At 62.7% G+C, this 22505-nt stretch carries 13 protein-coding genes; 7 read left to right on the top strand and 6 right to left on the bottom strand.

Features of this window, described 5'->3' with window-relative positions; genetic code table 11:
* The 4 genes from ACERK3_09835 to ACERK3_09820 all read right to left on the bottom strand — a co-directional run bounded on the left by ACERK3_09835 (position 1) and on the right by ACERK3_09820 (position 6175).
* Positions 1-1056 carry an AAA family ATPase gene (locus tag ACERK3_09835; protein ID MFA9478595.1) on the bottom strand — a complete coding sequence of 352 codons (1056 nt, stop codon included), beginning with the start codon at positions 1054-1056 and terminating at the stop codon, positions 1-3.
* Between the two features lie 147 nt (positions 1057-1203).
* Positions 1204-2640 carry a hypothetical protein gene (locus tag ACERK3_09830; GenBank protein MFA9478594.1) on the bottom strand — a complete coding sequence of 479 codons (1437 nt, stop codon included), beginning with the start codon at positions 2638-2640 and terminating at the stop codon, positions 1204-1206.
* A 187-nt stretch (positions 2641-2827) separates the two neighbouring features.
* Positions 2828-4564 carry a S8 family serine peptidase gene (locus tag ACERK3_09825; protein ID MFA9478593.1) on the bottom strand — a complete coding sequence of 579 codons (1737 nt, stop codon included), beginning with the start codon at positions 4562-4564 and terminating at the stop codon, positions 2828-2830.
* A gap of 105 nt (positions 4565-4669) precedes the next feature.
* Positions 4670-6175 (bottom strand): sulfatase, encoded by a 1506-nt coding sequence (locus tag ACERK3_09820; protein MFA9478592.1) that lies wholly within the window; start codon positions 6173-6175, stop codon positions 4670-4672.
* 128 nt (positions 6176-6303) lie between these two features.
* Between ACERK3_09820 and ACERK3_09815 the strand changes: the two genes are divergently transcribed.
* The 7 genes from ACERK3_09815 (at position 6304) to ACERK3_09785 (ending at position 17047) form a co-directional block, all read left to right on the top strand.
* Entirely contained in the window at positions 6304-7431 is a 1128-nt protein-coding gene (locus ACERK3_09815) for a substrate-binding domain-containing protein (protein MFA9478591.1), read from the top strand.
* 68 nt (positions 7432-7499) lie between these two features.
* The gene (locus tag ACERK3_09810; protein ID MFA9478590.1) at positions 7500-8297 is read left to right on the top strand and encodes a prepilin-type N-terminal cleavage/methylation domain-containing protein; all 798 of its coding nucleotides are present in this window, start codon (positions 7500-7502) and stop codon (positions 8295-8297) included.
* A 60-nt stretch (positions 8298-8357) separates the two neighbouring features.
* Entirely contained in the window at positions 8358-9896 is a 1539-nt protein-coding gene (locus ACERK3_09805; protein MFA9478589.1) for a PEP-CTERM sorting domain-containing protein, read from the top strand.
* 199 nt (positions 9897-10095) lie between these two features.
* A complete protein-coding gene (locus ACERK3_09800; protein ID MFA9478588.1) occupies positions 10096-13194 on the top strand; it encodes a hypothetical protein in 3099 nt (1032 codons plus the stop codon).
* On the top strand, positions 13191-14504 hold the full coding sequence (locus tag ACERK3_09795; GenBank protein MFA9478587.1) for a sulfatase: 1314 nt from the start codon (positions 13191-13193) through the stop codon (positions 14502-14504). Before ACERK3_09800 ends, ACERK3_09795 begins: the two co-directional genes overlap by 4 nt.
* 2 nt (positions 14505-14506) lie before the next feature.
* The gene (locus tag ACERK3_09790) at positions 14507-15880 is read left to right on the top strand and encodes a sulfatase (protein MFA9478586.1); all 1374 of its coding nucleotides are present in this window, start codon (positions 14507-14509) and stop codon (positions 15878-15880) included.
* Positions 15881-15919: 39 nt separating this feature from the next.
* Entirely contained in the window at positions 15920-17047 is a 1128-nt protein-coding gene (locus tag ACERK3_09785; GenBank protein MFA9478585.1) for a glycoside hydrolase family 172 protein, read from the top strand.
* A gap of 65 nt (positions 17048-17112) precedes the next feature.
* Here ACERK3_09785 and ACERK3_09780 read toward each other — a convergent pair whose 3' ends face one another.
* Entirely contained in the window at positions 17113-19503 is a 2391-nt protein-coding gene (locus ACERK3_09780) for a DUF6785 family protein (GenBank protein ID MFA9478584.1), read from the bottom strand.
* A gap of 60 nt (positions 19504-19563) precedes the next feature.
* Positions 19564-22371 (bottom strand): glycoside hydrolase family 38 C-terminal domain-containing protein, encoded by a 2808-nt coding sequence (locus ACERK3_09775; protein ID MFA9478583.1) that lies wholly within the window; start codon positions 22369-22371, stop codon positions 19564-19566.
* Positions 22372-22505: the final 134 nt, after the last annotated feature.

The raw sequence follows: 22505 nt of genomic DNA, 5'->3' as shown, positions 1-22505 counted from the left end.
TCACGTCGCGCGAACTTCCACCGCCAGGTCTTCAGGCAGATCAAGGCCCACGTCGTTCACCGCCGCGAGCAACTGCTCGACTACATCGAAGCTGTCGACCTTGTCGAACCGCGCCTGGTAGTTCAGCAATATGCGATGGTTCAGCACTGCGGGGGCAACCGCCTTGATATCTTCAAACCCCACCGTCGGCCGACCGCTGAGCAGCGCCGCCGCTCGGCCGGCCTCCGCCATCGCAATCGCCGCACGCGGCGACGCGCCATAGCTCACATACCGCGTCACCCCTTCCCCCGCCCCTGCGTTATCCGGATGCGTCGCCGCCACCAGCCGGGCCACATATCGCGCGACCGGCCGCGGCAGCACGATCCGCTCCATCGCCCGCGTGAGCACATCCATCCCACCCGCCGGCAGCCGCCACCGTACGCCCGGCGGCTCGCCGCGACGACGCGTATCGACAATCTGCTCCAACACCTCGGCCTTCACACCCGACACACGCAGCTTGAACAGAAACCGGTCCACCTGCGCCTCGGGCAACGGATACGTGCCCTCAAGCTCGATCGGGTTCTGCGACGCGAGCACGAAAAACGGCGAAGGCAGTTCGCGCGTCGCCCCCAGCGTCGTCACCCGTTGCTCCTGCATCGCTTCCAGCAACGCCGACTGCGTCTTCGGCGACGCCCGGTTGATTTCGTCCGCCAACAGAATGTTCGTGAACACCGGCCCACGCTCGAAAACCATCTCGCGCTTGCCCTGCTCGTTCTCCTGAAGAATCGACGTGCCCACAATATCGCCCGGCATCAGATCGGGCGTAAACTGCACACGCGAAAACGACAGGTTCAAAATGTCTGCCAGCGCTTTAATCAGCGCCGTCTTCCCCACGCCGGGCAACCCTTCGAACAGAATATGACCGCGACTCAATACGCCGATGAGCACCATGCGATGCAGCGACGACTGGCCCAGCAACAGGCGGTCCAACTCATCGAGCACCTGCCCGGCAAGCCCCGCCGCGGGCTCGATTTCCTCCGGCGTCAACAACGCGGGCGACCTTGTTTCCTGCTCCATGCATCACTCCAGCCGACGTTCACCGACCCGCCTCATCAATCTGCCTCATCAATTGATTGATGCGCCGTCGGCTGTATTTTTTCGTTCGCCAGTTTTCCGTTCGTCCATCCAACCGCAGCCGAGGCAATGCCCGCCACCGCCGCGACCTCACCTCGACTCGTCACGATCGAAATACCGCTGCGCCGTCTCGCGATGGCGTGGCAGCAGGCGTTGCGTCGCAGCAGCGCCCCCGTCAGCCGGCGCATCGCGCAACGCGCCGCCCACCGACGCCTCGGCCAGCTCATCAACCTCCGGCGCCGTCGCACTGAGCCCCACCAGCAGGCTGTCGCGCAACGCCGACGCGTCGGCCGTCGGCAACGCCATCGCTTCAAACCCCGCCCCCTCCTCCGTGCCCGGCTGGTCATGCCACGTCATCGGCGTCAGCCCGCCGTTCTGACTGATGCCCCAACCACCGCCCTGGCACCACATCGCCACCGCGTCTTCGATCGACATCTCGCCGTCCAGCCCTGCCAGCATCTCACACATCCCGCCGCTCTCGCCTTCGCCGGCCAGTCGGCAAGCCGTCAGCATCCGCTCATCCGCCAGATCGCATTCAGCCAGACGGTCCATCATCTCTGCGATGTCCATCTTCCGATCCCGCAACGCCTCCGCCAGCGCCGCCAGTTGCTCCTCGCTCAGCGACCCGCTGTTGATCGCCTCGGCCAATGACGCGCCCAACTGGTCGCTCAACGCGCCGCGCTCCGCCATGGCCCGCGCCGTCATGTCCGCCAGCGCCTGCATCGCCTCGGCCTGCTGCTCGGCCGACAGCAGATCGCCATCTTCCGCCAGCGCCTCGGCGAGCACCTGCGCCGCCGTCAGTGCCGCCGTCTCCTGTACCGCCGCCTCGCCCGCCTCGGCTGCGGCCTGTTCAAGCCTTTCACGCAAATGGTCCAACGCCTCCCACGTCCGCACCGGATCATCGCCGCTCGCCTCCGCCGCCAGCCGATCCAGTCGCTCCGCCAGCGACGACGCATCCTCCGGCTCGATCAACGCCTCTTCCGCCAGCACCTCCAACTGCTCCGCCAGCCGACCCGTCGGCCCCGACACGTCCAGCGGCTGCGCCCGCGCGATCTGCGTCACATGCTCCGGCACGACAAACGCCGCCACCACAAACGCCCCCGCCACCCCCATCGCCGCCAGCGATCGCCCACCGCGCCAGCGCACGCGCATCGCCGCCTGCCCCGGCAACCGCGCCCGCCACGCGTCGATCCCCGTTTCATCCTGCACCATCAACAGCCCCCCGCATTGCAGCCGACTGTCGAGCATTGCCCGCACCGTCGCCGCTTCAGGCCGAGCCCGCCACGCCCGCCAACCCGCCAGCATCAGCACCATCGGCAGCCCCAGCCCGCCCGCCAGCAGCCACCGCAACGACACATCCCCCGTCACGCGCAGCACGAGCACCAGCACCCCCCACGCCACCAGCCAGCCTGCCGACCACATCACCGCCCGGCGCAGCGCCAGCGCCCACGTCGCCTGACGCACGAACCGTCGGACAGATTGATCGATCGTCCCCTCCGCCTGCACATGATTCGCTTCCCCGGCCATGAGCGCGACTCCACAGGTTTGCTGTGATCCGACGAACGCTCCATCATCGCCCAAAAAAAAGAATTGCCCCCGCCCGACTGGTTCAGCTTACTCCGCGCGCCCCGCCATGTCACGCGCTAAAATATAAGATGTATCAAATCCCGTTTGAATAAGTAGCCAACCGACAGCGAGGGCTGCCGGCCGCCGCTCATGCGACGCGCCGTCCCCGGTGCGAACGCAGCATCGTCACACTCAACGCAAGCACGATCACCAGTGTGCCAGGCTCGGGCACTGCGATGCCGTGCCACGCCAGGGCGTATTCTTGAACATTCGCACCGCCCAAACGGTCGTACCACTTATTTTCCCAGAGGACGCGAAGCATGTACTCGCCTGCTTCGGGGATCAAAATTGAAAAATGCTCGACCGTGTTGTACTCGCTGACCGACTCGGCGATCAGCACGGCCTCGGCCGAGTCCGGACCGGTGAGTTGCCACAATTGCAGATCGAGATTGTCGAGTCGATTATCGCTGACGGTGGTGACGCCGTTCCAAGCGAGGTTTTCGAACGTGCGCTCGGCAAACCATGTGAGCGTGGCAGTAAACGTGCTGCCCGCAGCCAGCGGCACGTCGATCAGGTAATCGGTGGGGGTGTTTTCGCCGACCATGCCGAAGTCCCATCCGAGTTCGGCGACAAGGCCGCCGTCGTGGCCGGGCAGGTCGGTCGTGCCGGTGGTGTAAAGGGTGAACGCCGCGCCGGCGTCGAGTCGGCCTGCACCGAAGGTGTAATCCAACGCCTGCGTGGTGCGGACGACGCCATCCGCGTCGACCGTCTGGCCATTGCTCCACGGCCCGGGTTTCTGGGCACTGGTCAGCAGCACAGCCTTGATGACGCGACCGTCCGTGCCATGACTGGGATAGCGGTCGTGACCCACGTCGGCGAGCAGCGCAGCCGTCCCGCTGACCAACGGTGCGGAGAAGCTCGTGCCGCTGACGGGGCCGCCGACGTTCGGGCCGTTCGGCGGGTTATAGCCGGCGTAGCGGTCCCCGCGGCCGTTGGAGATATCCGTGCCGCCGGTGTTCTGCCCGGTCGTGCCGCCGTAGAACGGCGCGATCAGGTTCTGCCCCGGCGCGACGATGTCCACCAGCGCCCGTGCATTCGGCACGGTTTCGCCGGTCACGGGGTTGTAGAAGTTGCCCGGGCCACGACTGCTGAATCCTGCGACGTTCGCGTAAGGCGTGGCCGTGCCGCGTGCCAGGGCGCCGACAGTAATCACGTTGTACGCGTCGGCTGGCCGATTGACCGAGCCGGACGAAGGCCCGCTATTGCCCGCCGACACGATGACGCTCTGCCGGTTCTCGTAAGTCAGCGAGTCGATCACGCGTGCGGAAATGTCGGCCGCCGCACTGCCTGCCCCCAGGCCCACGGAAAAATTGATCACGTCCGCCCGCCGGTTCTCAACGCCGGTGCGCATCATGGTCAAAAACGGGTAGACCAGCGCATGATGGTCAGCGAAGGTAAAACTGTCCTGCACCGAAGGCGTGTTGAACCATTGGGTGGCGATCGCGCCAGACCACATCTCCGCGCCGGGCGCGAAGCCGGTCTTGTACACGGCGGCGTCGGCCGGTCGGCCACCGATTAAGCCGGCGACAAACGTGGCGTGGCGGTTGACGTCGCCCAGTTGCGTCGAACCGAAACGCGCCTGCGGCGACTGGATAAACGTGTCCACATGCCGAAGCGTCTGGTGGTCGCTCCAGAGATGGCCCGACTCAATCACACCGACCACCGCCCGTTCGCCGGTGTAGCCCGCGTTGTGAAAGAGATCGATGCCGAGCAGTTCGGTGATGTTGACGTCGATCAGGCCGTTGCTGCTGCTGCTGACGCCGTGGGCAGCGCTGGTGAGCGCGGCGAGGACGATGGCGCCTGCGAGCACCGCGTGTTGAAACATACGAGCTGACTTGAAAAAGGGGCTCAACATGATTCCTCCATGGATGTGCAGGACGGCCGCATCGGCCGAGGTAAAGAGGTCGGCCGATTTACGGCCTGTTGTTGGTCACTGCGATGATGACTTCGGCTCCAGCGCGGGCGGCGCGTAATGGGTCGGCACGCGGGCCAGTCGCTCTCGGATGGCTTTGGCGTCCTCGGCTCGTCCCAGTTTTTCGAGTCGTTCGAGATAGTCGGGCAGCCCCGCGGCGGCTGGCGGCTGATGTTGAGCCAGTCGCATCGGGTCCGGCTGACCCGTCGCGTCGACGTGGGCCTGCTCCCACGCGGTGAGTTGTGCTCCCATCGCCGACACACGATCGGGCAATTCGTCGGCCAGGTCGTGCTGTTGATGTGGGTCTTGCTCCAGATCGAACAGCATGCGCGGCGGATAGGCGTACCAGCTCGGGTGATACGTGCGAATGAACAGGTATCGGCCATCGAAGACAGCCCGTTGGCGCGTGTGCAGGCCGTGCGTCCAGACGAGCGGTTCGTCAAGGTGCATCGCCTGGCCCTGCAACGCTGGCGCGAAACTGCGCCCGCACCAACCTTCGGGCACATCCAGTTCGAGCAACTCGGCAAGCGTGGGAGCGAAGTCCGTGTTCAATAGCATTTCGTCGCGGGCCGTGCCTGCCGCCGCGTCGGTAATGCCGGGCCAGACGACGATCAGTGGGATGTGATGCGTGGCCGGCGAAGCGCTGCCATGCTCCATGTACTGCCCCAGTTCGCCGAACGCTTCGCCGTGGTCGGCGCTGATGATGATGGCGGTCTCTTCGAGCACCCCTTGCCGATCGAGTTCCGCGACCAACTCGGCCAGTTGATCGTCCGCGTGACGGATGCCGCCGTCGTAGCCGTTGATCAGATGCTCGAAGTCACTGCGATTGCGAATGTTGTCCGGCATGGTGGGCACGCGGCTTCGGCCGAACCCATCGTGCGGGTTGTCGCCCCAGAGCGTGCTCGCCGTCCGAATGCCGGTGTCGCGCTGCTGACGCTCGATCGTTTGTTCGTCGGGCCAGGCGGCCGCGGGATGCCTGGCCATCGCTTCGAACTGATCCATCGGTTCGGTGTAGAGCGTATGCGGATCCCAATAGGTCAGGTGGACAAACCAGTTGTCCTCGCGAGCATGATCGCGCAGCCAGGGCAACACCGCGGCGTTGACTTCCGGCCCGTCTTCATTCCCGCCTTTGAGCGACGGCACGTGAAATTCTCGAAACCCGAAGTTGAACCAGCCCTGCAAGTGCCGGTCGGCAAAGCTGGTAAAACTGACGGTCTGCAGCCCCGCGTCGGCCAGATGATGGGCCAACGTCGGACACTGCCCGTGACGGTCAGGAACGGCGTACCGGAAAGCGCAGCCGGCCGGGGTGTTTTCGTGGGTAACCACGCCATTGCGGATGCCCGGCCGACCGCTCCACATGGCCGCCCGACTCGGGACGCACGGGCTGTCCGCGGCGTAGCAGTGATTGAAGCGGACCCCTCGCGCCGCCAAGGCATCCATGGTCGGTGAGGTTGGCCGACTATAGCCGTAACATCCTAAATGGGAAGGTTTTAGAGAGTCGATATCGACATACAGAATTCGCATCGGCCAAGCTCCTTCGATGTCTCGAAAAAAAATCGACCCTGAGTGTAAAGATTCCGCTTGCAAATATCCATCATTTTGATGTATTGTGTCAAATTGATGGAGTTTGGTGATTCTGTTGGGAACTGGTCATGGCCAAGTACCTCAAAGTTTCAAATCTGCTCGAACAGCGGCTACGCCACGGGGATTACCTGCTGAAGGACTTTCCCACGGATCGGCAGTTGTCTGCTGAATTCGAAGTCGACACGCGCACGGCCCGCAAGGCGGTGGCGCAACTGATCAAGACTGGCTTGCTCGTTCGTCAGCCCAATGGCAGGCCCGCTGCCGCCGCGACTATCGCGACCGGCGGGCGGCAAAAGGATGGAAAGACCCGAACCGACGGAAAGCCGAAGGAAAAAGGAACCCGCCACACCGGCCTGCACGTTGCGTTGCTGACCGTTGCGTATCCGTCGCCCTATACGTGGCGGTGGCAGCAGGCCCTCAGCCGCGTCGTCGAAAAGCGTGAAGGCTTGTTTCGGCCGGTCAGTTATGTTCACCTCGACGATCCGGCCGTGACTGCGACGCTGGAGAGTTTCGATGTGATCTTCTTTGGTCTGCCGGGCTGTGATCCGAGTGATCACCTGCTGCGGACGATCGAGCGTTCGCGTGGGTCCGCGATTTTTCTCGACAGCGATCAGTCAAAACACGGTTTTCCAAGTGTCTGGCTCGCTTCGCCGCAGATGACCGAAAAGCTGCTGGAGCATATGGCCGAGCAAGGCCATGAACGCATAGCCTGCTTGAACACGCAGCCGCACAATGACGTGACCGATCTGCGCATCAAGGTCTGGCGCAATTGGGCGGGCGACCAACGCGGCGGTGTGCTGATCGACCAGCCGGTCGCGATGGGCGGCTCTCCGATGGAAAAGGCGTATCAGGTCACGTTGGAGACGCTCGACGGCGGTGGGTTCCAGGCCGACGGATTGTTGTGCTGTACGTCCGCCGCAGCCAAGGGCGTTTACCGTGCATTGCATGAACGTGGTCTTGAAGCGGGCCGTGATCTCGCTGTCTGTGCCAGTGACGACGGAGCGGGTGAAGCGCCGTATCTCGTGCCGTCGTTGACCTCGATTCAGGATCCGGACCCGACCCCCTACCTGGACGTGTGTCTGGACTGGGTGCAAAACGGTGCTCGGGACTGGAAGGGACCATTGCTCGTTCAGCCGCCGCGCGTGCCGCTATTTATTGGTGAATCCAGTCAGCGGTTGCGTCAGCCATCGTCTTAGATCGTTCCGATTCGTGTTCTCGCTTTCACTTTTGTTGCGATCGACATTCTGTATAAAGGCATTTGGCCATGAAAACTACTTCTCGATCTGTCGCGTGCGTTCGCACTCCTTACGCTCGAAATGCCAAACTGGGAACAAAAGGCTTTACGCTGATTGAGCTTTTGGTTGTTATTAGCATTATTGCGTTGCTGATCAGTATTCTGCTGCCTGCCCTGGGCGCGGCACGCGAAACCGCCCGGGCCATGCAATGCAGTTCCAACCTTCGTCAGCAATTGATCGGGCACGTCATGTACACCCAGGATGAAGGCTACTTCGTGTACGGCCATCACTTTGGTCACTGGACGGCCGATTTCCATCCGTTCCAGATGGCGGCGTATGTCGGGCAAGAGCGGCCGACGCCTGGGCCTGAAACGATCGAGTGGATGCAAACCGGCGTCTTTCGCTGCCCAACGATGAATCGAGACGAACAAGTGAGTCTACCGGCCGCACACCCGTTTCAAAGTTACGCCGTCAATCAGTACACGACGTCGCGGCCTGATGCCCGTCCCAATGGCACGGCACTTCGGCCGGCTGGCAACTTTCTTGAGCATATTGCACGCAACTTCGACCAAATCGAGCACTCGCCAAGCCACGTGCTGATGTTCGTCGAGTTTCAAGGGAACGCGGAAATTTCGCAGGCGATCCAGATCGGCCAGGGCATCGACGGCGATCCAGGTGTGCGCTATCGCCACAACGACTCCGCCAACATCGGCTTCGCGGACGGTCACGCGAGTTCCATCCGCGCAGAAGAAGGCAGGCAGGCCGGATTCGGTGACATGTACGAACGGCTAAGCACCAATCCATCACTGCGGCTGCTGCCGCGTTAAACCATTCATCCTCTGTCCCCAACTCTCTGGCATCATCATAATTGGAAGGAAAGAACACCAATGGAAGCAACACGAACCAACACCTTGCGAATGACGTCCTGGCTGTTCGCTGCCATGCTCGCAACAGGTGGCGTGGTCGACGTCGCACAGGGCCAACAGCGCACCTGGAACGGCGGCGGCGAGACAAACCTCTGGTCCGACGACGACAACTGGTCGGAAAACCCCGGCAATCCCTACACCGGCGGTGACGGCGCGATCTGGGAACTCGGCAGTTCGGACGCGCAGCTCGATACCGAGATGGACCAGGCGTACAACATCGAGCGCATTCAGTTTTACAATTACGACTTCACCATCAACAGCGCCGACGACAACATCCTCTCGTTGCGTGGCGCGGGAAACGGCCAGACACTGCTCGTCGGCACGGGTGGTGTTAACGCGGTCCCCGTATCCGCCACGATTAACGTGCCCGTCCATCTCACGGCGAGGGCAACGGCAAGCAGCACGGACCCTTTCAAGATCTTCGACGTACGGCCAGGCAGCGAGTTGATCTTTAATGACGAGATCACCTCCAACGCCTTCAACATCCGCAGAGCCGGCCCGGGCTCGATCACGTTCAACGCCAGCAGCCCGGACATGGCCAACATTTACGATATCGCCAACGGCGATACGTACCTCGGCAGTGAGACGGCGCTGGGCTCGGCGACCATTCGCCACACCAGCGGCAACAACATCCGCATCCTCTCGAACACCGGCTCGGCCATGTCGCTGTCCAACAACATGGAACTCGGCGGCGGCGGCGCGATTACCTTCACGCAAGCCGGCGGGCCGGATATGACGCTGACCGGTGACATCTCGCTGCTGGGCGGAACGAAAGCCTTCGGCGTGTCTGATGGGACGACGCTGACGATTGACGGCGTGATCAGCGGCGACGGCGGGTTGAGCAAGAACGTCGCCGGCGACATGGTGCTCACCGCGGACAACACCTTCACCGGCGGAACCTTCATTGCCAACGGCCGATTGATTAACCATGGCTCGCTGGTGAGCGACGTTTCCGTCGTCGGCGGCAGCGCCGTGCTCACCGGCGCGGGCGCAATCGGCGGGTTGCAAATGGGCGGCGGCGTGGTCTCGCCCGGCAGCGATACGACCGTTGCGACGCTGAATGCATCGGGCGACAGTTCCTTCCTCGCTGGATCGGGTCGTTATCGCGTCAACCTCGCCGACGCCGCTTCGTCCGCCGGCCTCGGCTGGGACCTGATCAACATCACCGGCCTGCTGGAGATCCTCGCCGGCGACGAGCCCGGCGACGTGTTCACCATCGAACTGCTCGGCGATGGCGCGAACTTCGACAATACGGACTATGGCCAACTGTTCACCATCGCCTCAGCAAGCGAAGGCATTGACGGCTTTGATGCCGCAATGTTTGCGGTCAACACCGATAACTTCGGCGTCGACCTGAACGGCGGATCGTTCGTGGTGCAGATGGATGGCAATGACCTGAACCTGGCGTTCATCCCCGAGCCGGGCTCGCTGGCGTTGCTCGGTGGCGCTGCGGGGCTGATGCTGCTGCGTCGGCGTGAACGATCATTCGTAGCAGGATAACACTGGCAACATCGCTGCCCCCGTTGCCCGGCGATGGGAGACTATCGCTGGGCATTTTTATAGAGCAGAACGTGTGTAGATGCAGCAGTTGAATTTGATGGTTCCGCCAAACACCCCACTATCATTTGCGTCCGACACGTCGCGATCTGTGCGCAAGCCAGATCATGTGGAAGCGGCGTCTGGTCATCCCGAGGCTGGGGTGATCAAGCCGGTCCCGTTCTGGAGTTGGAATGAACAGATGTCTGCCGAGCAGTTGCAACGGCAGTTGTCTCACATCGCAGAAGGTGGATGGGGTGGCGGTTTTGTGCATGCGCGTGTGGGCCTGACCACGCCGTACCTTGGCGACGAGTGGTTTTCCGCAGTGGACGCCGTTGTCCGGCGTTGTCGTGAGCTTGGGCTCAAGGTCTGGTTGTACGACGAAGACCAGTGGCCGAGCGGATTCAGCGGCGGCAGCACGCCGCTGGCGGGTGAGGCGTGCCGGATGAAGGTGCTTCTGGCCCGGCTGTCGGGCGAGCCGGCACCACCGCGAGCGCGACGATTGACGTCCGGTGGCGGCGTGACGGTGTACGAATGGGTCGCGCCGCTGGGCAACCCGTGGTTTAACGGCACGTGCTATACAGACCTGATGAGCGAGGCGGGAACCGCGCAGTTCCTGGCCGATGCTTACGAGACTTATGCGGAGCGCTATGCCGACGATTACGGGGGGCTGGTAACGGCCCAGTTTACGGATGAGCCCTCGGCGATTTTCCGCTTTGGCTTGCCGCGCGGGGCAGTGCCGTGGTCAGCGGATCTGCCGGAGCGTTTTCGGCAGATGCATGGCAAGGCATTGGTTGACCAGTTGTATCTGCTGTTCACTGATGCGCCAGGTGCGGCGCGCTTCCGCTGGCAGTATTACCGCACGGCGAATGACCTGTTCGAGCGTCATTTCAGCCAACGGCTGGGGCAGTTCTGCGAGCGTCGCGGGTTGTCGTTGACTGGACACTTCATGGCCGAGGGATCGCTGTATGAGCAGCAACTCTGGGGCGTGAAGGTGATGCCCAACTATCGCCATCAGCACATCCCCGGCATCGATCACCTGGCGAGGCAGGTGGACGAAGTGCTGACGCCGCTACAATGTCGCAGCGTGGTCAACCAGTGCGGCCGACGACAGATGCTCACCGAGTTGTATGGTGTGAGCGGGCAGAACGTGAGTTTTGAAGATCGCTGGTGGATCGCGGCACAGCAGATCGCGTTGGGGGCGAACCTGCTTAACCCGCATCTGGCGTTGTACACGATGGCGGGCTGTCGCAAGCGCGACCATCCGCCCAACCTGTTCTACCAACAGCCGTGGTGGCCGAAGAACGCAGTGCTCGACGGGGCGCTGGGCCAGTTGTGTGGCCAGATGGCGGCCGGGCGATTTGTGGCTGACGCGCTCGTGCTCCATCCAGCGGAGTCGGCGTGGACACTGTGGCAGGCCGATGCCGCCCCGGCGGATACGAAGGACGAGAATACCACCGACTTCAACCCGACCACCGCAGCGTCACGGTCGGCGATTGAGTCATTTGATGAGCACTTCAAGACGCTGCTCTGGAAACTGCTGGGCGTCCAGGTCGGAATCGATCTGGGCGATGAAGATCTGCTGGCCGACGATGCGAGCGTGACAACGGATGCCGACGGGCAAACCGTGCTGCGTGTGGGGCAGATGCATTATCCGCACGTCGTCGTGCCGGCGATGCAGACGATCCGCCAGAGCACACTCGCGTTGCTCGCCCGGTTTCGCGAAGCCGGCGGCTTGATCTGGCGGACCGCCGAGCCGCCGGCGTACGTTGAAGGTGAGCCCAGCAAGCAGCCGAGTGAGGTGCTCGACGACGTGCCGATGGTGTCCGTCGACGAGTTGCCGAAGCATATGCAGACCGCGCGCGGTATGGCGGTACACCTAGAAGGTCTGCCCACCGAGGTTGCCCGGCGGACGCTCGCGCATGTGCGCGATCTTGAAGATGGACGGCGACTCGCTTTCGTCGTGAACCTGCACCGCACGCAAGGCGGCAGCGCGACGCTGACCTTCCCGGGTCGGTGGCGTTCAGCGCGGATGATCGACCCCTTACGCGGCAAGACATCCTCGCCGACGCAGCAGTGGCGCGGCAATCGCCTGCAGGTCACGTTGCCTTTTGCACCGGCGCAAGGCCATCTGCTTGAGCTCAGTGAAAAACCACTGGTTCCGATGCCTGCACGTCCGCGCGGTATTGACCCTGCCCAGTCGACGGAGCACACAATCCCGTCATCGAGTTGGCGCATCGAACGGCTGGATGACAACACGCTCCCGCTGGACACCGCCTGGTTTCGCGAAGGCGATGGCCCGTGGTCGACGAACGCCGTGCCGGTGCTGGCGGTGCAGCGTCGGCTCAACGCGATGCGATACGACGGCCCGCTGACCTTGCGGTATCGCTTTAAGGCGGCGGGGCTGTCGGCCAACCGCAGCGTTCGGCTGGTGGTGGAGTACCCCGAGCGATGGGTGATTCGCATGAATGGCCGATGCGTCACCTACGCGGGATTGCCTGCATGGCGGGACGCCCGCTGGATGCCCATCGACGTGACGGGCATGGTGCGCGACGGTAACAATATGATCGAGTTGCACTGCGCTGAATTTCATCATGGCGACCGCACGAGCATCCACGACACCGTCCGTCGCTATGGAACGGAGGCCGAAGCGGTCATGCTGATCGGTGACTTCAGTGTTGATGCGATCACAGTCGAGCAGCCCGCCGTGGCACCATGCCCACACTGGCAGGCGTTTGGCTTGCCGCCGGTGATGCAGCGTCGCCTGGATCGTACGTCGATTCAAGTGACCGATCCGCGTGAGCCGGCTTATGGCGATGTGACTGACGCGGGACTACCGTTTTATGCAGGCAATCTTCGATTGACGACGAGCCTGCCTCCATCGCGTCGGCCGAGGCTGTTAAAGGTGGAGCGTCTGTCGGCGGCTGTGGTCGAAGTTGTATGGGACGACCGATCGATCGGCCACCTGGTCGCTCCGCCGTACGAGTTGGAGCTTCCCGCGGAAGGCGGCAAGCTATCCCTGACTTTGTACGGGACGCTGCGCAATCTACTGGGGCCGCACCATCATCCGGAAGGTGAGATGCCCGTGGTTTCGCCGCCGTTGTTTGAGCCGGACTACCAGCCGAGCGATGATACGAGTGTGGCGGAAGCAGTCGCGCGCTGGTCGCGGGCGGGCGATCCGCCGCCGCGGTGGACGCAGGACTACTGGGTGGTCGGCTTCGGCGATCTGGGTGGCGTGACGGTAAAGGAGATCGCATTGTGAATGTCATTTACATGCATTCGCACGACACGGGACGACGCATCGGGCCGTATGGCTACGCGGTGCACACGCCGCACCTCAGCCGACTGGCGGATGAAGGTGTGTTGTTTCGGCAGGCCTACTGCGCGGCGCCTACCTGTTCGCCAAGTCGAGCGGCACTGCTAACAGGACAATGGGCCCACTGCACGGGCATGCTCGGGTTGCACCATCGCGGATTTCGGCTGCATGATCCGGAACGGCATCTGGCCCACTTTCTCGGGAACAACGGCTACGACACGACGCTGGTGGGCGTGAACCACGTGGCGACCGAGCCGGAGGAAATTGGGTACGGCCGTGTGCTGCCCACCAAAGGGGCCGAGGCTGAATACGTCGCGCCGGCGGCGGCCGCGTTTTTAAACGCCGGTCCGCGCGAACCATTCTTTCTGGACTGCGGCTTTGTCGAAACGCATCGCGGTCGCTTTCCCGCTGCTGACGAACTGGACCCTGCCGACCGACCGGAGCGTCAGCGGCCGCCTTTCGGCATGCCGGACACGCCGCCAACGCGGCTGGATTCCGCACGCTTCGCGACCGCCGCCCGTCGCATGGACCGCGGCGTGGGAACGGTGCTTGAAGCGCTGGAAGCGAGTGGACTGGCGGACAATACGCTGGTGATCTGCACGACCGACCACGGCATCAGCTTCCCGCGCCAGAAGTGTTGCTGTAGCGATGCGGGCATGGAAGTCATGCTCATGTTGCGCGGCCCCGGCGAGACGTTGCGCGGCGGGCGCACCCTCGACACGCTCACCTCGCAAATCGATCTGTTCCCAACGCTGTGCGATCTGCTGAACCTCGAACCGCCGACGTGGTTGCAGGGGCGCAGCCTCAAACCGGTACTCGACGGGCGAGCCGAGCAGGTAAACGACGCCGTGTTCGCGGAAGTGACTTATCACGCCGGGTATGAACCGCAGCGGGCGGTGCGCACCGATCGCTGGAAACTGGTGCGTCGCTTCGGCTCGCGTCGACGTCCGCTGCCAAGCAACGTTGACGATGGACCGAGCAAGGACCTTTGGCTGAAGGCGGGCTATTTCGAACGCGAAGCGCCCGGACTGGCGTTGTATGACCTTTGGCTTGATCCTTCGGAGCGGGAGAACCTGGCCGAGCAGCCGGCGCATGCGACAGTGCGCGAGCAGTTGGATCAGCGGCTGTCGCAGTGGATGCGCGACACCGACGATCCGTTGCTGGCCGGTGACGTGCCGTTGCCTGCCGGGGCGATCGCGAACGCGCCGGATGACCTTTCGCCTAAAGACATATTTCGCAAACAGGGATCTGCCTGAGCGTGGCCGATGATCGCCCCAACCTGCTATTGGTCTTTGCAGATCAACTGCGCGCCGACGCGGTGGGCTGCTACGGCAACGAGGTCGTTCGTACGCCGACGATAGACGCTCTGGCGCGGCAGGGTGTCCGGGCGCAACATTGTTTCGCCAACTACCCCTGTTGCGGACCGATGCGTGCGTCGATGCTCACAGCCGTGGACGCATCTCGCCACGGGGTCATCGCCAACGACCTGGCGATTCGAACCGACTTGCCAACTCTGGGGACCACCCTGCGAGATGCAGGCTATCGCACGGGATATGTTGGTAAGTGGCATCTCGACGGCGTGCCGCGCAGCAAGTACACCCCGCCGGGCCCGAGACGGCTGGGCTTTGATGACTACTGGGCGGTGTGCAACTGCGCTCACGATTACTTTCGTCCGTACTACTACCGCGACACGCCGCAGCGCATTGATGCGGAAGGTTATGAGCCGATCGTCCAGACGGAGCTGGCGATCGAGTTTCTGCAATCGCATCGTGAGATGAACCAGCCATTCGGCCTTGTTGTTTCCTGGGGCCCGCCACACGATCCGTACCCGCAAGTGCCCGAGCAGTATCGTGATTTGTATGATCCGGCGCGTCTGCCGCTTCGGCCGAACGTACAACCAGCGACCGAGAACGCTCTCGCCAACGGCCTCGAATGTCGGCGAACGATTGCCGACTACTACGCAGCAACAACAGCCCTGGATGAACAACTCGACCGTTTGCTGAGCACGTTGAACCAACTGGGCATGGCGGAGAATACGCTCGTCGTGTTCACCAGCGATCACGGCGACATGCTCTGGTCCCATGGCTGGATGAAAAAGCAGTCGCCTTATGCCGAAAGCGTACACGTGCCGCTGGTCCTTCGCGGCCCATCTTTGCCAGCGGGGGAAACCTGCGATGCGCTTGTGGGGCTGATGGACCTGACGCCGACGCTGCTGGGCCTGCTTGGTGTTGAGCCGCCCGACGCGATGCATTGGCGGGATCGAAGTGATGTGCTGCGTGATGAACGCCACGCGGACGAAGTCGATGCGGTGCTGCTCGCAAACCCTTTTGCGACCGATGAAGCGCGTGACCAGCAAATGCCCGAATGGCGCGGCTTGCGAACCCATACGCACACCTATGTTGAAACAGAGCCGGGTAAGGCGTGGCTGTTGTTCAGCGACATTGAAGACCCTTATCAGATGCGCAATCTGGTTGGCGATCCGACGGTCCGTGACTTGCAGCGTCGACTGTCACTTCGACTGGCAGCGTTGCTCCAGCAGGCAGACGATCCGTTTCTGCCCGGTGAGCAGTGGCTCGACCGGTTAGGATTGACCGCGGCATGGCAGGATCGCGAAGCGCGCGTCTGGCAATGATGTGTTTCGTCGCGTGAATACCCAGGAGTCCGACTCAGCATGAATAACTTCGACGGATTGACAGTCGACCTCGCCAACCTGCACCGGCTCAGCGAGGCCGAGTCTCGTTCGATCAGCCCCGAGAATTTTACCGGCGAAAAAGGCAAGGCCGGCATGGCCACGCAAGGCAACGGCACGGTGCCTTCGCGCGAGCTTGGCCAGGGCTGGAAGGTTTCGCCTTGCGTGACCATTGAGCCCGGTGCGACGCTCACGCTGGCCGACATCGAAGGCCCCGGCGCGATCCAGCACATCTGGATGACGCCAACCGGTCCGTGGCGATTCAGCATCCTGCGAATGTATTGGGACGACCAGGACCAGCCGAGTGTGGAATGCCCGGTCGGTGACTTTTTCGCGTCGGGCTGGGGGGATTTGCTGAACTATCGGCCGGTCAACTCGCAGGCTGTGTGCGTCAACCCCGGTAGCGCGTTCAACTGCTACTGGCCGATGCCGTTCCGTCAGCGCTGCCGTATGACGCTGGAGAACATCGCCGAAGAGCCGATGGTGGTCTACTACCAGATCGACTACGCGCTCAACACCGTGCCTGATGACGCCGCTTACTTTCACGCGCAATTCCGCCGAGTCAATCCGCTGCCGTACAAGGAGATCTACACCATCCTCGACGGCGTTCAAGGGAAGGGGCACTACGCCGGCACGTACATGGCCTGGGGCGTGAACAACAACCGCTGGTGGGGTGAGGGCGAAATCAAGTTCTACCTTGATGGCGACTGGCCCGAAGGCAAACAGCCCGCCGAGCGCGGCGGCGACGCCTACCCCACCATCTGCGGCACGGGCACGGAAGATTACTTCTGCGGTTCGTACAATTTTGAAAACAAGCAAACAAAAGCTTACGAAGAGTACAACACCGCCTACGCCGGCATGCCGCAGGTCTTTCGGCCAGACGGCCTGTACCAGGCACAGCAGCGCTTCGGGCTTTATCGCTGGCATATCCCCGACCCGATCCGCTTCAAGCGCGACCTGGCGGTAACGATCCAAGCCCTCGGTTGGCGCAGCGACAAACGTTACCTGCCCTTGCAGGACGATATCGCGTCCGTCGCGTATTGGTATCAGACGCTGCCCACCGCCCCGTTTCCGACGCTGCCGGAACGCGATCAGCTTGAAGTCATTTAGCGAAATCGAGTGAGGACACTATTGGAGGTGCGCCAAACCCTCGTGCAAGATACTTGGCTTATGTCTCATGTGCCGAAAATGTTGTAACTCGGCGGCGTCTGACCGGACCATGCATAGTAGCCCGTACCGGCGATGATCCAGGCGAGCCCTGCGAGCAACTCGCCGCTGATGACGCCAACCGCGACGGGCCGGGCAGCTTCATAGCCGCTTGCGCCACCCGTGCCGACCACAGCGACCTTGGCAAGCCAGCCGATGAGGAACGAGAAGCCGACGAGCGCGCTGGCTTGTGTGCCGATGATGATGAATATCGCCGGATGCAGCGGCCACCATGGCAGGCGCAGCCGTGCCAATGCGGTTGCACCAACCAATCCAGCGCCAAGTGTGATCCACAGCAGGAAACCCGGGGCGGGGGACATTGACATGATGCGCGACCAGCCGTGCAATTGAAGCGACTCGGCGAGCGTGTCGTTGACGCGCATGTCCGCGACAGCCCGTTCAAGTGCGCGAAATGATGCCTGCGGCGCAACGGCCCGGACGTGTTCATGTGGCAGAGCGCTGAGCCCGTGAGCATGTTGCATGACGAGCGTCGCGGCCCCGGCCACGCCGATTCCCGCCACGATGGCCACAATCAGCCAGGGGCTCAATCTCGCCAGTGACAGCGGCATGCTGCGGCGCCGGTCCAGCAGGTGCAGGCCGTGCATAAGTAGCGGCATCGCGGCGTCGCGTGGATCGCCGACAAGCAGCAAGCCCACGACCATGATAAGGATCAACTGCGTGGGGCCGATCGCTTCATGCCCCAGCAGTCCCGTCAATACCGCCACCGGCAGCAACGGGCCGGTGACCATCAACACGCCCGTCTCACAGACCACGCGCGATACGACAAGCCAGACCAGCAGACACACAACCACGAGCAGCAATGCGAGCAGCCAGTCCATCCCAGCCGTGGTCAACCACCACACACTCAACGGTAACAGCACCGCCAGCCCCCGCGCCGCCCAGACCGACGTGCCTGGCACACGATCCGCCCCCGCCGTCGGCAAGCCGCAGCCGGCCCGAACCACCGCCGCATAGTACCGGCGGCCGGTGTAGCCGATCATGATCGCCATGCCCAGGTAAGCGCCCAGACGCAGCAGCGTGCCCGGCTCAGGCTCAAAGCGATTAAACCCGAGCGTGACCCCTTTGGCCAGCATCGCCGCGCCGAACATCATCCAGACCAGCGGCGCGATGCCGATACTGAACGAAACCTTCGCTGGCAGAAAGAACGCAAAAGCGGCCATGCTCAGGTAGAGCGTTGGCGAAAAGACCGCGCCGGAAAAAGACGTTCGACTGGCATTGTCAAACAACTCGCGCAGCGGATCGAACTCGAACTGCAGCGGAATATGCAGGCCTGTTTCATACCAGGCATGCAGACCGTGCATCAGATGAACTCCCATCACTGCCACCATGGCAAACCAGAATCCGCGGACGCGCATGACAGTCGGCACGACCTCGCCCGGCGCTCGGGTGATCAGGTGATCCATGAATTGCGCAATGGGATAGGGCAGCAACTCTTGCCGCGACCATTGTGGGTGCACAATCAACGCCAGGCAAAGCGTGCACAAGCCCAGCAGAACGACCAATCCTCCCCAGAATTGCAGCACCGGTTGCCAGTTCGCCCACGGCATCGCCCGCCACGTCGCCCCCAGCTCGCCGCCGTGCCCGACAATGAATTGCTCGACCGCTTCACCTGGTTGCCCGCCGCTTAGCAGCAGCCCCTGGCCGCGCGGTGCAGGCAGGACGAGGTCGGGCAGCTCGGCCACCAATGCGTGTCGAGTCAAGCGCAGCCGCTGCTGTGCATCGAACGCGTCCGCATCAATCGCGTTCGTTTCACGTGTCGCAAAGCTCGGCTGCCGCAGCGCGTCGTTCATCGTCCGCGCCAAGTCATACGCAAGGCCCGGATCAACCGTCGACTGCTCAGCCGCGCGATCGATGACCTGTCGGCCGGCCGTGCTGCTGTGACGCCAGACCGCGCCTGCCAGCGTCGGCGCTTCTCGATCGGCCACGATGCGTCGCGCCAGTGCGCCAGGCTCGGGCAGATGTCCCGGTGCGATTTCCGGCGAGCCGCCCGGTACATAGGCAAGCAGTTGGTTGCTCTGCCAACCCGGATTCACCTGATACCAATAGCCCGGCGTGCCGACCACCGTTGGGAAGAAGCGAAAGAAACTCGCCCCCGCCCACCCGCTCGCCGCAAGTGACAGCGCCAGGATGACCGGCACGGCCAGCGGCCCGACCTGCAACGCCGAGAGGCGAGACACCAGCGGATTCCACAACAAAAGAATGGCCACTATCACGCCGAAGATGCCCATCGGCAGGAAACTGCCGAGCAGCGGCGTCTGCTGAATCACGTAATCGTTGTAGTAAACACTCGCCGCGACGAGCAGGCCCAACAACAGGCCCAGGATGATGCTTCGTGCCATCGTCGTCGCTCCGTCGCTTCACCCCAGGCGCTGACGCGGTTGGAAACGTCATCGCGATCGTTACAGACTGACGCCGACCGTGGCGATCTTGTGTGGTGCAACGCTCACGCGCACAGAACGCTCCCGTATCTGAGGTGATGGCGCGTCGTCATCAACCTCTTCGTGCAGCTTGAGTCGCCGCGCGGCCTTCACCTCGTCGGCAAAGGTCAATGTGCCCTCGGCCGATTCAGCGCCGGGGTTCCACAACCGAACCACCAGTTCGTCACCCTGCTCGGCCGACTTGATCGCCGACACGACGAGTTCGCCCGAATGGGTCATGAACGACTGACGCGGGTCGGCCTCGCCTGCCAGAGGCGGAAAGCCTGACGCTCGTTTGCCGCTTTGCCGCGTGAAGATGCCCGCCTGCAATGAGGCGAGTGCCTGCAAGGCGTCCACGGCAGGCAGTTGACCGGCGAACGGCATCAACGCGTAACGATGCTCCGTTCGCCCCGATTCCAACCCATCCTGCTCGCCTTCCGTGCCGACAGTCCGCCGGAACGAACGCAGCAGCGTCACCTGCATGGTCCGCCGTGCATCGTCACGCACGCCGCCTTCGTGCAACCCCGCGGCGCTGAGCAATGCCAACCCGCGTTGACCGGCGCCCACCGCCTGCAATCCGAGAAACGGCTTCTCCGCAATCTCCGCTTCACGCCAATCGACTGTCTCACTATCAAGCGCAATCGATCGCTCCACCACGTCGTAAGGATGATGCGCGACATACGTCGTGGCCTCACGCGCGTCCGTTGGCAGCAGCAGTTGCAGGCGATGATCTTCAGCCGTGTTGTCAATGGTCGTCGCCACTTCCACCAGCTTCGCGCCGCGGCGCAGCGTGATGACATGGCTCAGGCCAAGCGAGACCCGTTCGTCCACCGGCCGCTGTTCATGCCAGTCGTAACGGGCAGGCAGCTGCATTGTCAACGCGACTTGAAAGCTCACCACATCCGGCCCTTCATGCACCACACTGACTTGGGCCGAGCAGGCATGCGACAGGGCTTGCTCATCATTGAGGGCATGCCCATGAAACCAGCCATCGCCGATCTCACTGCGATCATCAAAACCCAAAAGGTCGGTATACGTCTGGTCGGTCTGCTTGTCGATAAGCGTGAGCGTGCCGTTCGGCGCGATCTCGACGATGAGATGCTCGTTCTCCGCGCGGCTCGGCGCCGTGCGTAGCGAGCCCATGCGACGCACCGGCCGCTTTGATGGCACGACACGCAGATTGGTAAAGCCCATGGCCGGCAGGTCCACCTCCGCCGCCACGGTGTAACGCGTCAGCTTGCCCTCACTTTGGAAACATGGCAGAGCATGACGCGAACGTTCGCCAAGTTGCGGAATCATCGACAGCCGCTGATAAGGCACGGCCGTCCCGCTGGCATCCTCCAGCGTGAACGACTTGATCGGCTGCGACCGGAACCCTTCCGTAAATTGCTCCGGATAATCCAGCGGAAAGTCCACATCAAACACCACCACTTCGCGACGCGCCTGGGGCAGCGGATTGACCAGCGTTAACGTGAACTCGTCGGGCGTCCGCCCCAGCTCACGGCAACCTTGCGTCAGCACGCCCACCGCCTGGGCGCGTAACTGTTCCGCGAGGATGCGTGCCTGATCGTAGCGATACATCATATCCCGATGCACCTGGTCGATCGAACAGCCGCAGATGCTGTCATGGGCATGGTTGAGCAGCACATGCTCCCAGGCAGTACGCAACAGTCGCGGCGCGAATTCCGTGCCCCGCAGCTTCACTATCGCCAGCATCGGCTCGACCCACTTCTCCAGCAGATTCTGACACGCGTCGTTGGCCTGCTTCAACCGCACGCGCGACGACACGCAGTTGGGGATCAGCCAGAGATAGCCGCCGTTCGCATCACGGCTGGGCTCACGCAACTCGCCCGATCGCACGGGCACGTCGTGAGCCGTCCGCTCCGCGTCCGCGAGGAACGTGGGCAGCGTGGAATGTTCAGCCTGGACGTCATCTCGCGTTTCATGAATCAACCGCAGATAGCGTTTGACATCACTCGCGGGCATGATGTGATCCATCCAGTCCATCAGCGCAATCGTCTTGCCATTGCTGCGCTCAAGTTCGTGGTTGACGTAATGCGCCAGCCGCTCGCGAAACCACTTTTCCCTCACCGCCGTTCGCTTTTTATCGTCGTCGCCCGCCTGCTCCATCGCCCGGGTGAACTCGGGCAACTCATCCAGTACGGCCGTCGGCTTCTCCAGCACCGCCCGCGGCACGGCGAAAGCGCCATAGCCCATCGCGTCCTGCAATTTGAAGCTGAACACCTGCGAGCCGTCCGGCGATTCCCACTGGAAAAACATCGGCGTCGTGTGCTCGTTCGTGCCACGGCCAACCACGCAGTGCCGCATATCAAAGCCGGCAAATAGCTGCGGCATCTGCGATGGATGCCCGAACATGTCGCAGGTAAACCCCACCGGCATCGGCTCCACGCCCCACTCGCGCGCGACGCGTCGTCCAAGCAACAGATTGCGCACCAGTGCTTCCTCGCCTACGCAGAACAGGTCCGGCATCGTAAACCACGGGCCGACGAGGATACGGCCTTCGCGAATCAACGCCGCCAGCCGATCGCGGTTCTCGGGTCGAATCTCGATGTAATCCTGCAACACGCAGGTCTGCCCGTCGAGATGAAAGTATTTAAACGCCGGATTGCTTTCCATCAGGTCCAGCAACTCGTCCACCAGTTGCACCAGCAACAGGCGAAACTCCTGCAACGGCCGATACCACTCACGATCCCAGTGCGTTCCGGAGAGGTAATGAACGCTGGTGGTGGAACCGTTCTGCTGCTTCGGTGGGGCGTCGATCTGGCTCATCTGTTTACTCGTACTCGTTGCTTCTTCGTCGGCTTCAGGTCGGCCCGCGACCACAGTTGCCGTTCATTTCAATCGGGTCGTCTGCCTTACACCATCGCGAACGATACTGTGCGCAGAGCGATGCATGACATGAC

It is taken from the genome of Phycisphaerales bacterium AB-hyl4 (assembly GCA_041821185.1).
GTDB lineage: Bacteria > Planctomycetota > Phycisphaerae > Phycisphaerales > Phycisphaeraceae > Natronomicrosphaera > Natronomicrosphaera hydrolytica.
Note: the sequence above shows the minus strand (reverse complement) of the source record. Positions and strands in the feature narration are given on the sequence as shown.